Origin of the sequence: Streptomyces sp. NPDC052012 (assembly GCF_040689265.1) — a bacterium.
In the GTDB taxonomy this organism is placed as follows: Bacteria; Actinomycetota; Actinomycetes; order Streptomycetales; family Streptomycetaceae; genus Streptomyces.
Genome location: NZ_JBFAXA010000005.1, coordinates 296,937 through 315,012 on the forward strand (window position 1 = coordinate 296,937; position 18,076 = coordinate 315,012).

Annotated in this window: 16 protein-coding genes; 5 read left to right on the forward strand and 11 right to left on the reverse strand. The window is 72.6% G+C overall.

Features of this window, described 5'->3' with window-relative positions; genetic code table 11:
- Nucleotides 1–76: 76 nt before the first annotated feature.
- Nucleotides 77–529, forward strand: a complete 453-nt coding sequence (locus AB0412_RS12960; protein WP_366402591.1) for a putative glycolipid-binding domain-containing protein — start codon at nucleotides 77–79, stop codon at nucleotides 527–529.
- Here AB0412_RS12960 and AB0412_RS12965 read toward each other — a convergent pair.
- Both AB0412_RS12965 and AB0412_RS12970 read right to left on the reverse strand, forming a co-directional pair.
- Complete coding sequence (locus tag AB0412_RS12965; RefSeq protein ID WP_366402592.1) at nucleotides 526–2,163, reverse strand: ABC-F family ATP-binding cassette domain-containing protein; 1,638 nt, start codon at nucleotides 2,161–2,163, stop codon at nucleotides 526–528. The two genes, AB0412_RS12960 and AB0412_RS12965, sit on opposite strands and share 4 nt — an antisense overlap.
- A 48-nt stretch (nucleotides 2,164–2,211) precedes the next feature.
- Nucleotides 2,212–3,258 carry an oxidoreductase gene (locus AB0412_RS12970; RefSeq protein WP_366402593.1) on the reverse strand — a complete coding sequence of 349 codons (1,047 nt, stop codon included), beginning with the start codon at nucleotides 3,256–3,258 and terminating at the stop codon, nucleotides 2,212–2,214.
- 68 nt (nucleotides 3,259–3,326) lie between these two features.
- Here AB0412_RS12970 and AB0412_RS12975 point away from each other — a divergent pair, with 68 nt between their 5' ends.
- Nucleotides 3,327–4,292, forward strand: a complete 966-nt coding sequence (locus AB0412_RS12975) for an FAD-dependent oxidoreductase (RefSeq protein WP_366402594.1) — start codon at nucleotides 3,327–3,329, stop codon at nucleotides 4,290–4,292.
- A gap of 304 nt (nucleotides 4,293–4,596) precedes the next feature.
- Here the strand turns inward: AB0412_RS12975 and AB0412_RS12980 are convergent, their stop codons facing one another.
- Nucleotides 4,597–6,318 (reverse strand): BCCT family transporter, encoded by a 1,722-nt coding sequence (locus AB0412_RS12980; RefSeq protein ID WP_366402595.1) that lies wholly within the window; start codon nucleotides 6,316–6,318, stop codon nucleotides 4,597–4,599.
- A gap of 250 nt (nucleotides 6,319–6,568) precedes the next feature.
- Here AB0412_RS12980 and AB0412_RS12985 point away from each other — a divergent pair, with 250 nt between their 5' ends.
- On the forward strand, nucleotides 6,569–7,444 hold the full coding sequence (locus tag AB0412_RS12985; RefSeq protein ID WP_366402596.1) for an arginase family protein: 876 nt from the start codon (nucleotides 6,569–6,571) through the stop codon (nucleotides 7,442–7,444).
- Here AB0412_RS12985 and AB0412_RS12990 read toward each other — a convergent pair.
- Nucleotides 7,404–7,892 (reverse strand): ATP synthase F0 subunit B, encoded by a 489-nt coding sequence (locus AB0412_RS12990; protein WP_366402597.1) that lies wholly within the window; start codon nucleotides 7,890–7,892, stop codon nucleotides 7,404–7,406. The two genes, AB0412_RS12985 and AB0412_RS12990, sit on opposite strands and share 41 nt — an antisense overlap.
- 143 nt (nucleotides 7,893–8,035) lie before the next feature.
- A complete protein-coding gene (locus AB0412_RS12995; RefSeq protein WP_366402598.1) occupies nucleotides 8,036–9,511 on the reverse strand; it encodes an amino acid permease in 1,476 nt (491 codons plus the stop codon).
- 216 nt (nucleotides 9,512–9,727) lie between these two features.
- Between AB0412_RS12995 and AB0412_RS13000 the strand changes: the two genes are divergently transcribed.
- The gene (locus tag AB0412_RS13000; RefSeq protein ID WP_366402599.1) at nucleotides 9,728–10,426 is read left to right on the forward strand and encodes a MerR family transcriptional regulator; all 699 of its coding nucleotides are present in this window, start codon (nucleotides 9,728–9,730) and stop codon (nucleotides 10,424–10,426) included.
- Nucleotides 10,427–10,477: 51 nt separating this feature from the next.
- On the opposite strand, the gene AB0412_RS13005 is transcribed toward AB0412_RS13000, so the two are convergent.
- The 4 genes from AB0412_RS13005 to AB0412_RS13020 all read right to left on the reverse strand — a co-directional run bounded on the left by AB0412_RS13005 (nucleotide 10,478) and on the right by AB0412_RS13020 (nucleotide 15,630).
- The gene (locus AB0412_RS13005) at nucleotides 10,478–12,658 is read right to left on the reverse strand and encodes a 3-hydroxyacyl-CoA dehydrogenase NAD-binding domain-containing protein (protein WP_366402600.1); all 2,181 of its coding nucleotides are present in this window, start codon (nucleotides 12,656–12,658) and stop codon (nucleotides 10,478–10,480) included.
- A 34-nt stretch (nucleotides 12,659–12,692) separates the two neighbouring features.
- Nucleotides 12,693–13,907, reverse strand: a complete 1,215-nt coding sequence (locus AB0412_RS13010) for an acetyl-CoA C-acetyltransferase (RefSeq protein ID WP_366402601.1) — start codon at nucleotides 13,905–13,907, stop codon at nucleotides 12,693–12,695.
- Nucleotides 13,908–13,918: 11 nt separating this feature from the next.
- Complete coding sequence (locus tag AB0412_RS13015) at nucleotides 13,919–15,097, reverse strand: CaiB/BaiF CoA-transferase family protein (RefSeq protein WP_366402602.1); 1,179 nt, start codon at nucleotides 15,095–15,097, stop codon at nucleotides 13,919–13,921.
- 152 nt (nucleotides 15,098–15,249) lie between these two features.
- Nucleotides 15,250–15,630, reverse strand: coding sequence for an MmcQ/YjbR family DNA-binding protein (locus AB0412_RS13020; RefSeq protein ID WP_366402603.1), 381 nt, complete (start codon nucleotides 15,628–15,630; stop codon nucleotides 15,250–15,252).
- Nucleotides 15,631–15,719: 89 nt separating this feature from the next.
- Here AB0412_RS13020 and AB0412_RS13025 point away from each other — a divergent pair, with 89 nt between their 5' ends.
- Nucleotides 15,720–16,898: a saccharopine dehydrogenase NADP-binding domain-containing protein gene (locus AB0412_RS13025; RefSeq protein WP_366402604.1), complete on the forward strand. Its 1,179-nt coding sequence runs from the start codon at nucleotides 15,720–15,722 to the stop codon at nucleotides 16,896–16,898.
- A 13-nt stretch (nucleotides 16,899–16,911) separates the two neighbouring features.
- Here AB0412_RS13025 and AB0412_RS13030 read toward each other — a convergent pair whose 3' ends face one another.
- Both AB0412_RS13030 and AB0412_RS13035 read right to left on the reverse strand, forming a co-directional pair.
- Complete coding sequence (locus AB0412_RS13030; protein WP_366402605.1) at nucleotides 16,912–17,058, reverse strand: hypothetical protein; 147 nt, start codon at nucleotides 17,056–17,058, stop codon at nucleotides 16,912–16,914.
- Nucleotides 17,059–17,264: 206 nt separating this feature from the next.
- Nucleotides 17,265–17,972 (reverse strand): endonuclease V, encoded by a 708-nt coding sequence (locus AB0412_RS13035; protein WP_366402606.1) that lies wholly within the window; start codon nucleotides 17,970–17,972, stop codon nucleotides 17,265–17,267.
- Between the last annotated feature and the right edge of the window lie 104 nt (nucleotides 17,973–18,076).

The following is an 18,076-nucleotide window of genomic DNA, read 5'->3' on the forward strand; positions in this document are numbered from 1 at the left end:
CCTCGAGGACCGGGCCCGGAGACCAGCCGCCGTGGCGGTGGGACCCCGGGCCCGGTTCCGTCCCTGGGCTGCCGGCATGCCGACCTCACGAGTCATCACCTGGGACGTCACAGCGAGCCACGGCTACGAGACCGCCTGGGTCGAGCTGGGTGACCGCGCGCTGCGGGCCCGGGGACGGGCCGTCGGGACCGTTCCGTGGCCGTACTGGATCACCTACGAGCTGGAGACGACGGACGGCTTCGTGACCCGGCGGCTGGCGGTGACCGCCGACGACGCCTCCGGCACCCGCACGCTCGATCTGCGGCACGACCTCCACCGCGCCCTCGGCGAGCGGCGGTTCCTGATGGCGTGGGTCGCCGTCCCCGACCTGGACGTGCGGCCGTCACGGCAGACCTATACCCACGTCGCCCCCGGACGGGTTCGCTTCGCGTCCGGGGACTTCAGCAGTGAGCTGGAGGTCGACGCAGAGGGTCTGGTCGTGGACTACCCCCTGCCGGCCCGGAGAGCGACACCCGGCCGGCCGGACTAGCGTTCGGTCACCTTGCCGTCGGCCACCTCGAGGCGGCGCGTCACGCGCACCGCATCGAGCATGCGCCGGTCGTGGGTGACCAGCAGCAGCGTGCCCTCGTAGGCGTCGAGAGCGGACTCCAGCTGCTCGATGGCGGGCAGGTCGAGGTGGTTGGTCGGTTCGTCGAGGACCAGGAGATTGACGCCCCGGCCCTGGAGGAGGGCGAGCGCGGCGCGGGTGCGTTCGCCCGGCGAGAGGCCGGCCGCGGGGCGCCCCACATGGTCCGCCTTGAGTCCGAACTTGGCGAGCAGGGTCCGGATCTCGACCGGTTCGGTGTCCGGGACCGCCGCGTGGAAGGCGTCCAGCAGGGTCTCGGGGCCGTGGAACAGGGCGCGGGCCTGGTCGACCTCGCCGAGCAGCACGCCCGAGCCGAGCGCGGCATGGCCCGCGTCCAGCGGGACCCGGCCCAGCAGGGCGCCGAGCAGGGTGGACTTGCCGGCGCCGTTGGCCCCGGTGACGGCGACCCGGTCGGCCCAGTCGATCTGCAGCGACACCGGCCCGAGCGTGAAGCCGCCCCGCCGCACCTCGGCGTCCCGCAGCGTCGCCACCACCGCGCCGGAGCGCGGGGCCGCCGCGATCTCCATGCGCAGCTCCCACTCCTTGCGCGGCTCCTCGACCACCTCGAGCCGCTCGATCATGCGCTGCGTCTGACGGGCCTTCGCGGCCTGCTTCTCGCTCGCCTCGCTGCGGAACTTCCGGCCGATCTTGTCGTTGTCGCCCGCCTTGCGACGCGCGTTCTTCACACCCTTGTCCATCCAGGTGCGCTGCATCTGGGCGCGCTCCTGGAGGCCGGCCTTCTTGTCGGCGTACTCCTCGTACTGGTCGCGCGCGTGCCGCCGGGCCACCTCGCGCTCCTCCAGGTAGGCCGCGTAGCCGCCGCCGTAGAGGTTGATCTGCCGTTGGGCGAGGTCGAGTTCGAGGACCTTGGTGACGGTGCGGGTGAGGAACTCGCGGTCGTGACTGACGACGACGGTCCCGGCGCGCAGGCCGCTCACGAAGCGCTCCAGCCGCTCCAGACCGTCCAGGTCCAGGTCGTTCGTGGGCTCGTCGAGGAGGAAGACGTCGTAGCGGGACAGCAGCAGGGAGGCGAGGGAGGCCCGGGCCGCCTGCCCGCCGGACAGCGAGGTCATCGGCTGATCCAGGTCGACGGCGAGCCCGAGCGTGCCGGCGACCTCCTCGGCCCGCTCGTCGAGGTCGGCGCCGCCCAGCGCGAGCCAGCGCTCCAGGCTCGTCGCATACGCGTCGTCCGCGCCGGGCGCCCCGTCGACCAGGGCCTGGGTCGCCTCGTCCATGGTCCGCTGGGCCTCGGCGACACCGGTGCGGCGGGCCAGGAAGGCCCGAACCGTCTCGCCGGGCCGGCGCTCCGGCTCCTGCGGGAGGTGTCCGACGGCCGCCGTCGGCGGGGAGAGCCGCACCTCGCCCTCCTCGGGCGCGGTGAGCCCGGCGAGCAGCCGCAGCAGCGTGGACTTGCCGGCGCCGTTGCCCCCGACGAGCCCGATCACGTCACCGGGGGCGACGACGAGATCGAGGCCGCTGAACAGCGAGCGGTCACCGTGTCCGGCGGCGAGGTTCTTGGCGACGAGGGTGGCAGTCATCAGACCGCCGATCCTAACGGCCCGGCGGGACGGCAGGCCCCTCGCTCCTCAGCGGCGGACGGCCGCGACCAGCACCGTCCCCGCGGTGCGCGCCACCAGGTACGCCTCCCCCTTCACCGCCTTGGCGTCGACGGGGACCCGATGCCGGCCGGGCTCCAGGATGCCGTCGAAGACGTCCTCGGTGTGGGTACGGGAGAGGCGGTCGATGCGGTACGCGGTGAGGGTCACCCGGCAGGAGGAGGTGACCTCGATCTCCGCCGCGTCGCCGGTGGCGGCGAGGTCGGTGAGGCGGCGCTGCTCACTCGGTCTGCGGTCCAGGGCGTGTTCGGTCTGCGCGACGAGGAGCGGGACGATCGGGGCGAGGCCGTCGACGCAGGGCACGTCGATGCCGGCGGCGGTGAACGCGCGGCGAACGGCGGCACGTTGCTCGTCCGGCACCGCGCGGCCGAAGACGACCGCCCCGTAGCTGCGCAGTTCCCCCTCCGGGACACCGTCGGCGTCCTGGGCGATGTCGGCGCCGATGCCGATGGTGCGCAGCGCCGCGGCGAGCTTGGCGAGCAGGGCGACACGGGCGCCGATGAGCAGGACGCGGCGGCGGGTGCCCGGCGTGTCGCCGTCGCTCTCGTCACCGGAGCCGGCGTCGAGGAGGGAGGCGAGGGCCGTACGGTACTCGGCGCCGCGGAAGCGGAACGGGCCTATGCCGTGGTAGCCGTTGAGCTCCAGATTGGCGTGCTCGTCGGTCTGCCAGGCGAAGTCCCGCCAGATGAAGTCCTCGCCGTCCCGTTCGATGACGGCGGTCACCGCGCCGCAGGCGAGGTCCGCGCAGTCGGGGCAGCCGTAGACGATGTACCGGCCGGCGGGCAGGGGGGCCTCGGTCTCCAGCAGCAGGCTGCGGACCTGGGCGGTGAAGATGGCGGGCGGAACGTCGGAGGCGAGCGGGGAGACCGCGTCCAGGTCGGAGAGGCGGAACAGCAGCGGGCATCCGTCGACGACGAAGTCGACGAAATCCCGGTGGACTTGGAAGTCACCGTTGGCGAGGACTCCACCGGGTCTCATCGCCGGTGCCAGGCCGAAGGTCGCGTACTCGGCAGACATGGGGTGAGTATTCCCTCCGGGGGCCGCTCCTGAGCACGCCGTGCCACATTCGGCTAGCGTCCCTTGCGATGAGCGATGCGACGAAGCGTGAACCGAACTGCGAAGTGCTGGTCGTCGGCGGCGGCGTCATCGGCCTGACGACGGCCGTCGTCCTCGCCGAGCGGGGCCGCCGGGTACGGCTGTGGACACGGGACCCGGTCGAGCGGACGACGTCCGCGGTGGCGGGGGCACTGTGGTGGCCGTACCGGATCGAGCCCATGGAGTCGGCGCGGGCGTGGGCGCTGCGGTCGCTGGAGGTGTACGAGGAACTGGCGGAGCGGCCCGAGGTGACCGGCGTGCGGATGGTCGAGGGGGTGATGGGCGGGACGCTGCCGGAGGAGCTCGACGCCTGGACCGACGGCCGATTGGCGGACGCCCGCCTCGCGACCGCCGAGGAGTATCCGCAGGGCGTCGGTCTGTGGCTGCGCCTGCCGCTCATCGACATGTCGACTCATCTGCCGTGGCTCCGGCAGCGGTTGGTGGCGGCGGGCGGGGCGGTCGAGGAGCGAGAGGTGAAGGACCTGCACGAGCCGGAAGCTCCGGTGGTCGTCAACTGCGCGGGCCTGGGGGCGCGGGATCTGGTGCCGGACGCGTCGGTGCGGCCGGTGCGGGGGCAGTTGGTCGTCGTGGAGAACCCGGGGATCCGTACGTGGATGGTGTCCGACACGGCGGGCGGCGAGCCGGCGTACTTCTTCCCGCAGCCGGGGCGGCTGATTCTGGGCGGTACGGCGGAGGAGGACGCGTGGTCCCTGGACCCGGACCCGGCGGTGGCCGAGGCGATCGTCCGGCGGTGTGCGGCGTTGCGCCCGGAGATCGGCGGGGCATCGGTACTGGAACACCGGGTGGGACTGCGGCCGGCGCGCGACGAGGTCCGCCTGGAGGGTGAACAGCTGACCGAGGGACGCCTGTTGGTGCACAACTACGGCCATGGCGGAGCGGGGATCACAGTGGCCTGGGGCTGCGCGGAGCAGGCGGCGGAATTGGCAACGGCGTGACCGCGGGCCGGGGGTAAGTGTCGCTGACCTGCGCTGGCAGGGTGCCGCTGCGCCCACCCGTGCCGCCCCAGCGGCACGACTGCCCGCAGCTACGCATGATGCCACCGCACCGAGGCGTTGCCGCGGGCGCGGGGCGGCGGGAGGGGGTGGGGTGGTGTGGCGGAGGTCGCCGCTTAGCTGGTCCCCACGCCGGGGCACTGTGGCAGCGGGCGGAGGGGCGCGACTGCGGCGGCCTTCGTCGCACCACCCCACCCCCGGCCCCCCACCCCCGGCCCCCCACCCGCAGGCGCCCCCACCCACGACCTCAGTGCTTGCCGATCGGGTCCCCCTCCACATCCGGCCCCCGCCCGGGCCCGATCCGCAGCTCGAACTCCCCGTCGTACTTCTTGTGCCCCTCGATGACGGCCAGTTCCACCGCCTCCGACCCCATCCGGTCACGCACGATGATCGGGTCACGCCGCAGATCGCGCATCAGAGCGACGCACATAAAGATCATCACGATCACGAACGGCGCCGCCGCCAGGATCGTCAGGTTCTGAAGCCCCGTCAGCGCGTCCCCCTGCCCGCTGCCGACCAGCAGCATGATCGCGGCCACCGCACCGGTGACCACGCCCCAGAAGACCACCACCAGCCGCCCCGGTTCCAGCGCGCCCTTCTGCGACAGCGTGCCCATCACGATCGACGCGGCATCCGCCCCCGAGACGAAGAAGATGCCGACGAGGATCATCACCAGCAGGCTCGTGACGGTGGCGACAGGGAACTCCTGCAGCACCGCGAAGAGCTGCCCCTCCGGCGTGGCCTCCTCCCCCAGCCGGTTCTGCTCCTGCAGCTTCATCGCCGAACCACCGAAGATCGCGAACCACACCAGGCTGACCGTGCTCGGCACCAGGATGACGCCGCCGATGAACTGGCGGATGGTGCGCCCCCGGCTGATCCGCGCGATGAACATGCCGACGAACGGCGTCCAGGAGATCCACCACGCCCAGTAGAAGACGGTCCAGCTGCCCAGCCAGTCGGCGACCCCCTCGCCCCCACTGGCCTCGGTGCGCCCGGCCAGCTGCGGCAGATCGCCCAGATAGGAGAAGACTGAGGTCGGCAGCAGATCGAGCACGATGATCGTCGGCCCGGCGACGAACACGAACAGGGCGAGCACCAGCGCCAGCACCATGTTGGTGTTGGACAGCCACTGGATGCCCTTCTCCACCCCCGACACCGCCGACGCGACGAACGCCAGCGTCAGCACCGCGATGATGCCGACCAGCAGCCCGGTGCTCACCTCGTCCATCCACCCCAGCTCCTGCACACCGGAGCCGATCTGCAGCGCACCGAGCCCGAGCGAGGCGGCGGAGCCGAAGACCGTCGCGACGATCGCGAGCATGTCGATGACCCGCCCGCCGACACCGCTCGCGTTCTTCTCCCCGATGAGCGGCGTGAACACCGCGCTGATGGTCTGCCGGCGGCGCCTGCGGAACGTGCTGTAGGCGATGGCGAGACCGACCACGGCGTAGATGGCCCAGGGGTGCAGCGTCCAGTGGAACAGCGTGGTCGCCATCGCCGTCTCCATGCGCTCACCGGAGTCGGCGGGATCGGTGCCGGGCGGGGGTGTGAGGTAGTGCGACAGCGGCTCGCTGACGCCGTAGAACATCAGGCCGATGCCCATACCGGCGCTGAACATCATGGCGACCCAGGACACGGTCCGGAACTCCGGTTCCTCGCCCTCCGCGCCGAGGTGGATCCGGCCGTAACGGCTGGCCGCGAGCCAGAGGGCGAAGACGACGAACCCGGAGGCGGCCAGCATGAAGGCCCAGCCGCCGTTGTGCATCAGCCCGCCGAGCATGGTGCTGGAGACGTCCGTGAGGGAGTCCGTCGCGGCGGCGCCCCAGATGACGAACGCAAGGGTGAGCACCGCCGTGACCCCGAACACCACCCGGTCGGTCCGGGGACGCTCCTGGCCGGGCAGGCCCGCTTCCGAGCCCGGCAGGGGGTGGGCCGTGTGTCCCTTGTCGCTGTGTTCGTGTTGCGTCACAGGCGGCACCTTTCGTCAAACCAAACGGGAGGAGAGCGCTCCTCCCGCAATGCCCCTACCACGTGTGGCGCAAAATTCACCTTCCCAGCAGTACCTGTCTCGTGCCCCGCGCCACCCCGCGCGAAGGTTCGCTCTTCGCCCCACTGAAGGGCCGGCCGCCGCGCAGCGTCCTGCCCGGCGGCATACGGTGGGGCGTACGCCGAGTGTGCGGGGCCCGGCCGCTGCCGCCGGGCGGACGAGGGAGCCGGACGTGCGGGATGCCGTGATCATCGAGGCACCGTCGGTGCTGGGGCTGCGGCCGAGCGGGGTCGAGGAGCTGGCGGGGGCGCTGCTCGGCGCTGGACTGGCCGAGGGACTGGGCGCGGTGTCCGCGGGCCGGGTCGAGCCGCCCGCCTACGATCCGGTGCGCGACCCGGCCACCGGCGTGCTGAATCCGGCCGGTATCGCCGCGTACTCGGTAACGCTGGCCGACGCCGTGGGCGGCGTGCTCGATGCGGGCCGGTTCCCGGTCGTCCTCGGTGGTGACTGCAGCATCCTGCTCGGCAACCTGCTCGCCCTGCGCCGCCGCGGCAGGCCCGGACTGCTCTTCCTCGACGGTCACACCGACTTCTACCAGCCTGCCGCGGAACCGGCCGGCGAGGTGGCGTCGATGGAGCTGGCGCTGGCCACGGGCCGGGGGCCGGACGTCCTCGCCGACCTGGAGGGGCGACGCCCGCTGGTGCGGGACGAGGACGTGGTGGCCCTCGGTTTCCGCGACGGGGAGGAGTCCGCGGCGGCGGGGATGCAGCCGTTGCCGCCGGCCCTGCACGCGATGGATCTCGGCACGGTACGGGCGATGGGGGCGGCCGGGGCCGCGGAGCACGCGATGGCTCTGCTGAGGGACACCGCCTACTGGGTGCACGTCGACGCCGACGTACTGGACGACGCGGTCATGCCGGCGGTCGACTACCGCCTGCCGGACGGGCTGACCTGGGCGGAGCTGGAGACGGTGCTGCGCACGGCACTGACCGGTCCCGGTGCCGTGGGCTTCGACGTGACGATCTTCAACCCGCGGCTGGACCCGGACGGGAGCATCGCCGCGGCGCTCACCGCGTCTCTGCTGCGGGCGTTCGGGACGCGGGACTGATCGGCTCGCCCACGACCCGGCCGGCCAGCTCGACGGCCAGCTCGGACGCGTAGCCGCGCAGTTCGGCCTCCGCCGCCCTGCGGTCGGACTCGATGCGGGCGGCTGCCTCGGCGAGCATCTCGTCGACCTGGCGTACGCCGTCGGCGCGGGCGGCGGCGATGAGCGCGGCGCCCTCCTCCTCGGCCCGCCGCCGGACGGACGCCGCGTCGTGCCGGGCTGCGGCCAGCACGGCGCGCACCTCCGCCCGCACGTCCTCGGCCTGCGCCCGCACGTCCTCGGCCTGCCTACGGACCCCGTCGCTCGCCTGCCGGCGGGCTTCCAGCACCCGGTCGATCCGGCGCAGCAGCCGACGCACGACGAGATGGCAGACGGCGAACAGGAACACCGCCGCCGCCAGCCCCTCGACCGGGGGATTCAACGGCCCGACGTCCATCGGAATGAGCTCCATGCCGATGCCATACCCGCTCCCCCCGCCTCTGCCCCGCCCCGGCAGAGACGCCGCAGGGGGCGGGTGATCCGGGACGCCTTAGGGGTGCGGGTGATCCGGCGAGTGCCGACCGTGCCTGGTCGTACACCGCGGCTGTCGAGCCGCTACTTCGTGCTGTTCGTCAGGTTCGTCAGTTCGAGGTCCGCCGTGCGGGCGACGCGGCGGCGGACCGCGTACCAGCCGGCGATCAGCATGGCGGCGATCAGCGGGACCAGGAGCAGCGTCTTGCGGCCGACCTCCGGGTCGTTCCACATCAGGGCGAGGACGGAGACCAGGAAGGCGATGGTGGCGATCTCGGTGACCGGGCTGCCGGGGAGGCGGAAGGCCGGGCGGGTGACCAGGCCCGCGCGGGCGCGGCGGACGAAGATCAGGTGACAGATCATGATGATCACCCAGGTGCTGATGATGCCGAGGGAGGCGACGTTCAGCACGATCTCGAAGGCCTGGTGCGGCATGAGGAAGTTCAGGCCGACGCCGAGCACGCACACCGCGCAGGTCAGCAGGATGCCGCCGTAGGGCACCTGGCTGCGGTTCATCCGGGCGGTGAACTTCGGCGCGGAGCCCGCCATGGCCATGGAGCGCAGGATGCGGCCGGTGGAGTACAGGCCGGAGTTCAGGGACGACATCGCGGCCGTCAGGACGACCAGGTTCATGATGTCGCCGGCCGCGGGCACGCCGATCTTCGACAGGACGGTGACGAAGGGGCTCTCGTCGGCCGAGTACATCGAGCCGGGCAGGAGCAGGGCCAGCAGGACGACGGAGCCGACGTAGAAGAGGCCGACGCGCCACATGATGGAGTTCACCGCGCGGGGGACGACCTTCTCCGGCTCGGCGGTCTCGCCCGCGGCGACACCGACGAGCTCCAGGGCCGCGTACGCGAAGATCACGCCCTGCATGACGAGCACGACCGGCATCACACCGTGCGGGAGGACACCGCCGTTGTCGGTGATCATGTTCAGGCCGGGCGTGCCGCCGCCGACCTCGTGCTGGGTGGCGAGCAGGAACACGCCGACGAACATGAAGACGACGAGCGTGGCGACCTTGATGATCGCGAACCAGAACTCCATCTCGCCGAAGATCTTCACCGAGATCAGGTTCACGGCCAGCACGACCGCGAGCGCGATCAGCGCGAGCACCCACTGCGGGATGTCGGTGAACAGGCTCCAGTAGTGCGTGTAGAGGGCGATCGCGGTGATGTCGGCGATACCGGTCGTCGACCAGTTCAGGAAGTACATCCAGCCGGCGACGTACGCGCCCTTCTCGCCGAGGAACTCGCGCGCATAGGACACGAAGGAGCCCGACGACGGGCGGTACAGGACCAGCTCGCCGAGTGCGCGCACGACGAAGAAGGCGAAGACGCCGGCGACCAGGTAGGCCAGGGCGAGGGCCGGTCCGGCGTCGTGCAGCCGGCCGCCGGCGCCGAGGAAGAGGCCGGTGCCGATCGCGCCGCCGATGGCGATCATGTTGACGTGGCGGGCCTTGAGGTCCTTGCTGTAACCGGCGTCGCCCGCGTCCGCGGGCACCTGGGCCTGCGCGGGGCGCACGTCGGCCGTTGCCGTGTTCACGGCGTCCTTGCTCACGGGTGGTTCCACTCTCTGGTGCGCTCGGGCGGGTCACGCCCGGCTGTCCGGATTGCCTCGGCCGGCGCCCGATCACGGCACAGACCAAGGGGGCACCTTTCCGGATGTGGGCTGCCTCATGCGATGGCGCACGTCACATCGCGGAACATGTCACACACGAGGTCGGCCAGGCCGTCGAGGTGTCACAGCAGTGGTGAGACAGCGATACTGCTGCACATGACGACCGACGCCGAGGAGCCGACGCTCACCATCGACGAACTGGCGGCCCGGGCCGGTGTCACGGTCCGCACGGTGCGTTTCTACGGCACCAAGGGGCTGCTGCCGCCGCCGGTGCTCGGCCCGCGCCGCGTCGGCCGCTACGGGCGCGACCATCTGGCCCGGCTGGCGCTCATCGAGGAGTTGCAGCGCCAGGGCATGACGCTCGCGGCGATCGAGCGGTATCTGGGGCAGCTGCCGCCCGGTCTCACCGCGCGGGAGCTGGCGATCCAGCGCGCGGTGGTGGCCTCCTGGGCGCCGGAGACGACGGAACTGGTGCCGCGCGAGGAGCTGGAGCGGCGGGCGGGGCGGGCCCTGGACGACGAGGAGCTGAAACGGCTGGTGGCCCTGGACATCGTCGAGGAGGAAGGGGACGGTTTCCGCGTCGACGCCGGGCTGCTGCGCCTCGGCGTCGAGCTGCTGGACGTACCGCTGTCGCACGAGACGGTGCTCGCCGCGCGCACGGCCCTGATCGAGCACTCCCGCGCGGCGGCCCGCGAGCTGTCGCGGCTGCTGCGCGACGCGGTCGCGGAGCGGGACGCGCGGGACGTGAAGTCCCTGTCCGCCCATATGCATCCGCTCGTGGTGCAGGCGCTGCTCACGACCTTCCAGCGGTCGCTGAAGGAGGAGCTGCGGGAGTGGCTCGACGACGAGGGGTGATCCCCCTGGGACCAGGACGGCCAGGGGGAACCCTGCGCGGCGCGCGGTGCCTCAGCGCGCGTCCGTGAACACCTCGCCCTTCTCCGCCTTCTCCACCAGCAGCGCCGGCGGGGTGAAGCGCTCGCCGTAGCGTTCGGCGAGTTCACGCGTGCGGGCCACGAATCCGGCCACCCCGCCGTCGTAGCCGTTGATGTACTGCAGGACGCCGCCGGTCCAGCCGGGGAAGCCGATGCCGAAGATGGAGCCGATGTTGGCGTCGGCGACCGAGGTGAGCACGCCCTCCTCCAGCAGACGCACGGTGTCCAGCGCCTCGGAGAACAGCATCCGCTCCTGCATGTCACGGAACGGGATCTCGTGGCCGGGCTTCGTGAAGTGCTCCCGCAGCCCGGGCCACAGGCCGGCGCGCTTGCCGTCCTCGCCGTACTCGTAGAAGCCGGCGCCGCCGCTGCGTCCGGTGCGGCCGAACTCGTCGACCATGCGGTCGATGACGGCCTCGGCGGGGTGCGGGGTCCAGGTGCCGCCCGCCTCCTCGACGGCCCGCCTGGTCTCGCTCCGGATCTTCCGCGGCAGGGTGAGCGTCAGCTCGTCCATGAGGGAGAGCACCTTGGCCGGGTAGCCGGCCTGGGCGGCGGCCTGCTCCACCGACGCGGGCTCGATGCCCTCGCCGACCATGGCGACGCCCTCGTTGATGAAGTGGCCGATGACGCGGGAGGTGAAGAAGCCGCGCGAGTCGTTGACGACGATCGGGGTCTTCTTGATCTGCCGGACCAGGTCGAAGGCGCGCGCCAGCGCCTCCTCGCCGGTGCGCTCGCCCTTGATGATCTCGACCAGCGGCATCTTGTCGACGGGCGAGAAGAAGTGCAGCCCGATGAAGTCGGCCTGGCGCTCGACGCCTTCGGCGAGGGCTGTGATGGGCAGCGTGGAGGTGTTGGAGCACAGCAGGGCGTCCGGCGCGACGACCTGCTCGATCTCCTGGAACACCTTGTGCTTCAGCGACGTGTCCTCGAACACCGCCTCGATCACCGCGTCGCAGCCGGCCAGGTCGGCGACCTCGGCGGTGGGCGTGATGCGGGCGAGCAGCGCGTCGGCCTTCTCCTGCGTCGTACGGCCCTTGGCGACGGCCTTGGCGCACAGCTTCTCGGAGTAGCCCTTGCCCTTGACGGCCGCTTCCAGGGAGACGTCCTTGAGGACGACGTCGATGCCGGCGCGGGCGCACGAGTAGGCGATGCCGGCGCCCATCATCCCGGCGCCGAGGACGGCGACCCTGCGGACCTGGCGGTGCTCGATGCCCTGGGGGCGGTTGGCGCCGGAGTTGACGGCCTGGAGGTCGAAGAAGAACGCCTGGATCATGTTCTTCGACGTCTGTCCGGCGGCCAGTTCGACGAAGTAGCGGGCCTCGATGACCTGGGCGGTCTCGAAGTCGACCTGGGAGCCCTCGACGGCGGCGGCGAGGATGTTGCGCGGCGCCGGGTAGGGGGCGCCGCCCGTCTGCTTGCGCAGGGTGGCCGGGAAAGCGGGCAGGTTGGCCGCGAACTTCGGGTTGGCCGGGGTGCCGCCGGGGATGCGGTAGCCGGGCCTGTCCCAGGGCTGGGCCGACTCCGGGTTGGCGTCGATGAAGGCGCGGGCCTTGGCGAGCAGGTCCTCGGGGCTGTCGGCGACCTCGTCGACCAGACCGTTCTCCAGGGCACGCCGGGGGCTGTACTGCTGGCCCTGGAGGAGGACCTTCAGCAGGGCGTCGGCGATGCCGAGCAGCCGGACGGTGCGGACGACGCCGCCGCCTCCGGGGAGCAGACCGAGGGTGACCTCGGGGCAGCCGATCTTGGAGCCGGGGGCGTCGAGGGCGACGCGGTGGTGGCAGGCGAGGGCGATCTCGTAGCCGCCGCCGAGCGCGGCACCGTTCATCGCGGCGACGACCGGCTTGCCGAGGGTCTCGATGCGGCGCAGATCGCGCTTGATCGCCATGCCGCCGTCGAACAGCTGCTGGGCGGTCTCCGGGGTGACGCGGATGAGGTCGCGCAGGTCGCCGCCGGCGAAGAAGGTCTTCTTGGCGGAGGTGAGGATGATGCCGCGGATGCTGTCCTTCTCGGCCTCCAGACGGTCCGTGATCGCTGCGAGTGACTCGCGGAACGCCTGGTTCATGGTGTTGGCGGACTGGTCGGGGTCGTCCAGGACGAGGGTGACGACGCCGGTGTCGTCCTGCTCCCAGCGGATGGTGGTGGACTCGGTGCTCATGAGGGTGTGCTCCAGGTGATCCGTCGGGAGGGGGTCAGATGCGCTCGACGATGGTGGCGACGCCCATGCCGCCGCCCACGCAGAGGGTGGCGAGGCCGTAGCGCTTGTCCTGGCGCTCCAGTTCGTCGACGAGCGTGCCGAGGATCATCGCGCCGGTGGCGCCGAGCGGGTGGCCGAGCGCGATGGCGCCGCCGTTGACGTTGACCTTGTCGAGGGACAGGCCCATGTCCTTGACGAAGCGCAGCACGACCGCGGCGAAGGCCTCGTTGATCTCGACGAGGTCGATGTCGTCGATGGTGAGCCCGGCCTTGGCGAGCGCCTTGCGGGTGGCGGGGGCGGGGCCGGTGAGCATGATGGTGGGCTCGGAGCCGGAGACGGCGGCGGAGACGATCCGGGCGCGCGGGGTGAGCCCGTAGCGCTCGCCGACCTCGCGCGAGCCGATCGCGACCAGCGCGGCGCCGTCGACGATGCCGGAGGAGTTGCCCGCGTGGTGGACGTGGTCGATCTTCTCGACCCAGTGGTACTTCTGCAGCGCCACCGCGTCGAAACCGCCCAGTTCGCCGATGTCCGCGAAGGACGGCTTGAGCTTCGCCAGGGAGTCGGCGGTGGTGCCGGGCCGCATGTGCTCGTCGTGGTCGAGGACGACCAGGCCGCTGCGGTCCTTCACCGGGACGACGGACCGCTCGAAGCGGTTCTCCTTCCAGGCGGTCGCCGCGCGTTCTTGGGAGAGCGCCGCGTACTCGTCGACGTCGCGGCGGGAGAAGCCCTCCAGGGTGGCGATCAGGTCGGCGCCGATGCCCTGCGGCACGAAGTTGGTGGCCAGGTTGGTCATCGGGTCGTTGAACCAGGCGCCGCCGTCGGAGGCCATCGGCACCCGCGACATCGACTCGACGCCGCCCGCGAGGACCAGGTCCTCCCAGCCCGAACGCACCTTGGCGGCGGCCAGGTTGACGGCCTCCAGACCCGAGGCACAGAAGCGGTTCTCCTGGACGCCGGCCACCGTGTCGGGCAGGCCCGCGGCGATGGCGGCGATGCGGGCGATGTCGGAGCCCTGGTCGCCGACGGGTCCGACGACGCCGAGCACGATGTCGTCGACGGCGGCCGGGTCGAGTCCGGGGAAGCGGGCGCGGATCTCGTGGATGAGCCCGACGACCAGGTCGATGGGCTTGGTGCCGTGCAGGGCGCCGTTCGCCTTGCCGCGTCCGCGCGGGGTGCGGATCGCGTCGTACACGTACGCTTCGGTGCTCACGAGGAGGCCTTTCACTGAGGGTTTCGGGGCGGCTGAGGGTGCTGAGGGTCGTCGGGGGCCTGGGGCCGCAGCAGTCGGGGGACGTCCCAGTCGCGGGCCACCTCCGCGGTGCCGGTGCCGGGCCGGGCCGGTCCGGAGCGGATGCCGGCGGGGGTCGCGGAGAAGCGTGGGGCGGGTGCCGGCTGGGTGATGCCGTCGTGGTCGGTGAAGGTGCCGCGGGCGGCCAGATGCGGGTGGTGCGGGGCCTCGCGCAGCGACAGCACGGGCGCCACGCACGCGTCGGAGCCCTCGAAGACGGCCGTCCACTCCTCGCGGGTGCGGCTCTTGAAGCGGGCGGCGACCTGTTCGCGCAGGTCGGGCCAGCGGGTGACGTCGGTGCGGGCGCCTGCCTGGTCGTCGATGCCGAGCAGGCGCAGGAACTCGTCGTAGAACTGGGGTTCCAGGGCGCCGACCGCCATGTGGTTGCCGTCGGCCGTCTCGTACGTGCCGTAGTAGGGGCAGCCGCCGTCCAGGAGGTTGGCGCCGCGCCGGTCCTGCCAGGCGCCCGCGGCGAGCATGCCGTGGATCATCGCGGAGAGGTGGGCGGTGCCGTCCACGATGGCGGCGTCGACGACCTGGCCGGTGCCCGTCGCACGCGCGTGGTTCAGGGCGGCCAGGACGCCGACGACGAGGTAGAGGGAGCCGCCCGCGTAGTCGCCGAGCAGGTTGGCGGGGACGGCCGGGGGGCGGTCCGGGTCGCCGATCATGCCGAGGGTGCCGGTGAGGGCGATGTAGGCGATGTCGTGGCCCGCGCGGTCGGCGAGGGGGCCCTGCTGGCCCCAGCCGGTCATGCGGCCGTAGACGAGGCGGGGGTTGCGGGCGTGACACGCCTCGGGTCCGACACCGAGGCGCTCGGCGACGCCGGGGCGGTAGCCCTCGATGAGGATGTCGGCGCGTGCGGCGAGGTCGAGGACGCGGGCCGGGCCGTCGGGTGCCTTGAGGTCGACGATCACGGAGCGCTTGTTGCGGTTGGTGACGTCGCGGGCGGGGTCGACGGCGAGTCCGGGGCCGCCGGGGCGGTCCACGCGGACGACGTCGGCGCCGAGGTCGGCGAGGAGCATGGCCGCGAAGGGGCCGGGGCCGATCCCGGCGAGCTCGACCACCCGCACACCGGCGAGCGGGCCGGGTCCTGGCGTCTTCGCCTCGGTCATCCTGAGCTCCCCGCTGTGACACAACTGATGTAACACCAGTGATGCTAGGAACGTGTTCCACCCGGCACAAGACCTGGCGAGCAAGCGCTTAGCCACTGTACGACGGGTGACCGGATTCCGCCCCGCCGTCACGGGCCGCCGCTTCGGCGTGGTCAGCGCGCGTCCAGCTCCGCCGTCAGGCGCTTCGGCGCGATGGTGCGGTAGCTCTCCTCCACCCAGTCGCAGAGCAGCTCGGCCGGTGGGGCACCCTTGGGCTCCAGGGGGACGCTCACCCAACCGGACTTCCCCAGTCCGTAGCCGGCGGGCTCGGCGCCGGGGCAGGCCAGGGCGTGGGCGTGGGCCGTCTCGTCCTTGAGCTTCACGGTCACCCCCAAGGGGTAACTGCCGTCGTCCACGCCGAGGAAGACGAACACCTTCTTGTTGACCTTGGCGACGGTCTCTCCCCAGGGGTGCTCCTCGGTGGCGCCCGGCAGCCCGAGGGCGTACTCGCGTACTTTTTCCCACTTCTTCAGGGCGTTCCTGGGTACGGCCATCGGCTTCCTCCGGGCTCGTCGTCGGGCTCCGCACTCCACACGCTAGCCTCGGCCACCGACAACGGCGCGGCTGCGGGACTAGGGGTGTCATGAGCAGGCTGAACGGGACGGACCGTCCGTACGACATCGTGCTCTTCGGAGCCACCGGCTTCGTCGGGACCCTCACCGCGGAGTACCTCGCCGCGCACGCTCCCGAAGGGCTGCGCTGGGCGATCGCGGGCCGCAGCACCGAGAAGCTGGAGCGTCTGCGGGACCGGCTGCCCGGCGCGGCCGGGGCCGGGGTGCTGCGGGCGGACGTGTCCGACCCGGCGTCGCTGCGCGCCCTCGCCGAGCAGGCGCGCGTGGTGGCCACGACCGTCGGTCCCTATGTGCGGTACGGGGAGGAACTCGTCGCCGCCTGCGCGGACACCGGCACGGACTATCTCGACCTCACGGGCGAGCCCGAGTTCGTGGATCTGATGTACGTCCGGCACGACGCACGCGCGCGTGAGACGGGGGCGCGGCTGGTGCACGCCTGCGGCTTCGACTCGGTCCCGCACGACCTGGGTGCCTACTTCACGGTGCGGCAGCTGCCGGAGGGCGTGCCGCTGACCGTGGACGGCTTCGTCACCGCCGACGCCACGTTCTCCGGCGGCACGTTCGCCTCGGCGCTGGGCCAGTTCGCCCGGTACCGGCAGCTCCTCGCGGCGGCCCGGGACCGGCGGCGGCACGAGCCGCGGCTGGTGGGCCGCCGCGCCTCGGCACCGACGGGCGCGCCCCGCTACGCGCCCGAGGTGGACGCCTGGGCGCTGCCGCTGCCGACCATCGACGCGCAGATCGTGCGCCGCTCGGCGAAGGCACTGGACCGGTACGGCCCCGACTTCCGCTACCGCCACTACGCGGCGGTGCGCCGGCTGCCGGTCGCGGTGGGCGGCGTCGCGGCCGTGGGCGCCCTGGTCGCGGCCGCCCAGGTGCCGCCCCTGCGCCGCCGGTTGTCCGACCGGCTCAAGCCCGGTGAGGGGCCGAGCGCCGAGAAGCGGGCCAGGAGCTGGTTCACCGTCCGCTTCGTGGGCGAGGGCGGCGGGCGCCGGGTGTACACGGAGGTGTCGGGCGGCGACCCGGGCTACGACGAGACGGCCAAGATGTTCGCCGAGGCCGCGCTGGCCCTGGCGTTCGACGACCTCCCGCCGACGGCCGGGCAGGTCACGACCGCGGTGGCGATGGGCGACGCGCTCCTCGAACGGCTCCAGCGGGCGGGCATACGCTTCCGCGTCGCCGCGAGCCGCTGACGCGGCCCCGCAGTCACAGCGGCCACTCGGCCACGGTGTAGATCATCCCGGCGATCCACCCCAGCGCGGCGAGCACGGCGAGGACCAGCGCGACGAGCACGCCCCGCTCGACGGTCCGGCCGGGAGCGGCAACAGGCTTGGGTGCACGGTGCGTTGTCATGCGCCCCAGCCTGCCGAGGGTGCCGTGGGCCGGGCATCCGTCCGGGTACTCAGGCTCCGTACTCAGATCTCGCGCCCCGACCGCTTCCCCGGTGAGACCCGCGCAGGCAAGGGGGTTCTGCTCGGGGCCGTGGCGAGGGGTCGGCTCAGCACCTGGCGAGCGGGCTGGGGCCGACTCCGCGGTACCGGGCACGGCCACGGACGCCCCTACCCGCCGGGGCCCGGGAGCACAGTGGCCTCGCGCAGTGCCCCGCGGCACAGGGCGTCCGCCCGGCGGGTGGTCTCCGGGAGGCGGTAGGCCGGGGTCAGGGCGAGGGCGTGGGCGCAGGCGTTCGTGAGGCCCACGCGGTGGCCGACCGAGACGAAGACGGGTTTGACGCCGTCCCGGGTGCGCAGGGCGCGGCCCACCTCCTCGGTCCCGTCGAGCAGCGGGGCCGTGCTGCCGCGCGGGGTGTCCGGGTCGGCGTAGGTGAAGGTGAAGGGGTTCTTGGCGACGCCGATCGTGGGCAGGCCGGTCAGGACGCCGAGGTGGGCGGCGAGGCCGAAGCGGCGGGGGTGGGCGAGGCCGTAGCCGTCGCAGACGACCAGGCCGGGCGGGCACGGCAGGGCGTCGAGGGCGGCGAGGACGGTGGGGATCTCCCGGAAGGCCAGCAGACCGGGGACGTACGGGAAGGAGATCCGGCCGATCGCGGTGGCCTCGGCGACGACGTCCAGGCTCGCCGCGTCCAGCACGACGGCCGCCGCAGCGACGACGTCCCGCTCGTCGTCGTACGCCACGTCGACCCCGGTGACGTGCCCCGTCCCGGGCGGCGGGCCCGCCTCGTCGAGCACCACGCGGGCGCGCAACGCGTCCTGCACGGCGCGGGCCTGCTCCTCGGTCACGGGCCAGTCGTCGGGGATGCCTGCGGTCGTCATGGTGCCCCGAGCCTACGCGGTGCCCCGGCGGACGAGACCCCCGGCGCCGGGAGGGACCACCTCGGATCGCCTCTCACCGCCGGGGGTTCGTACCGGTCGTGCGC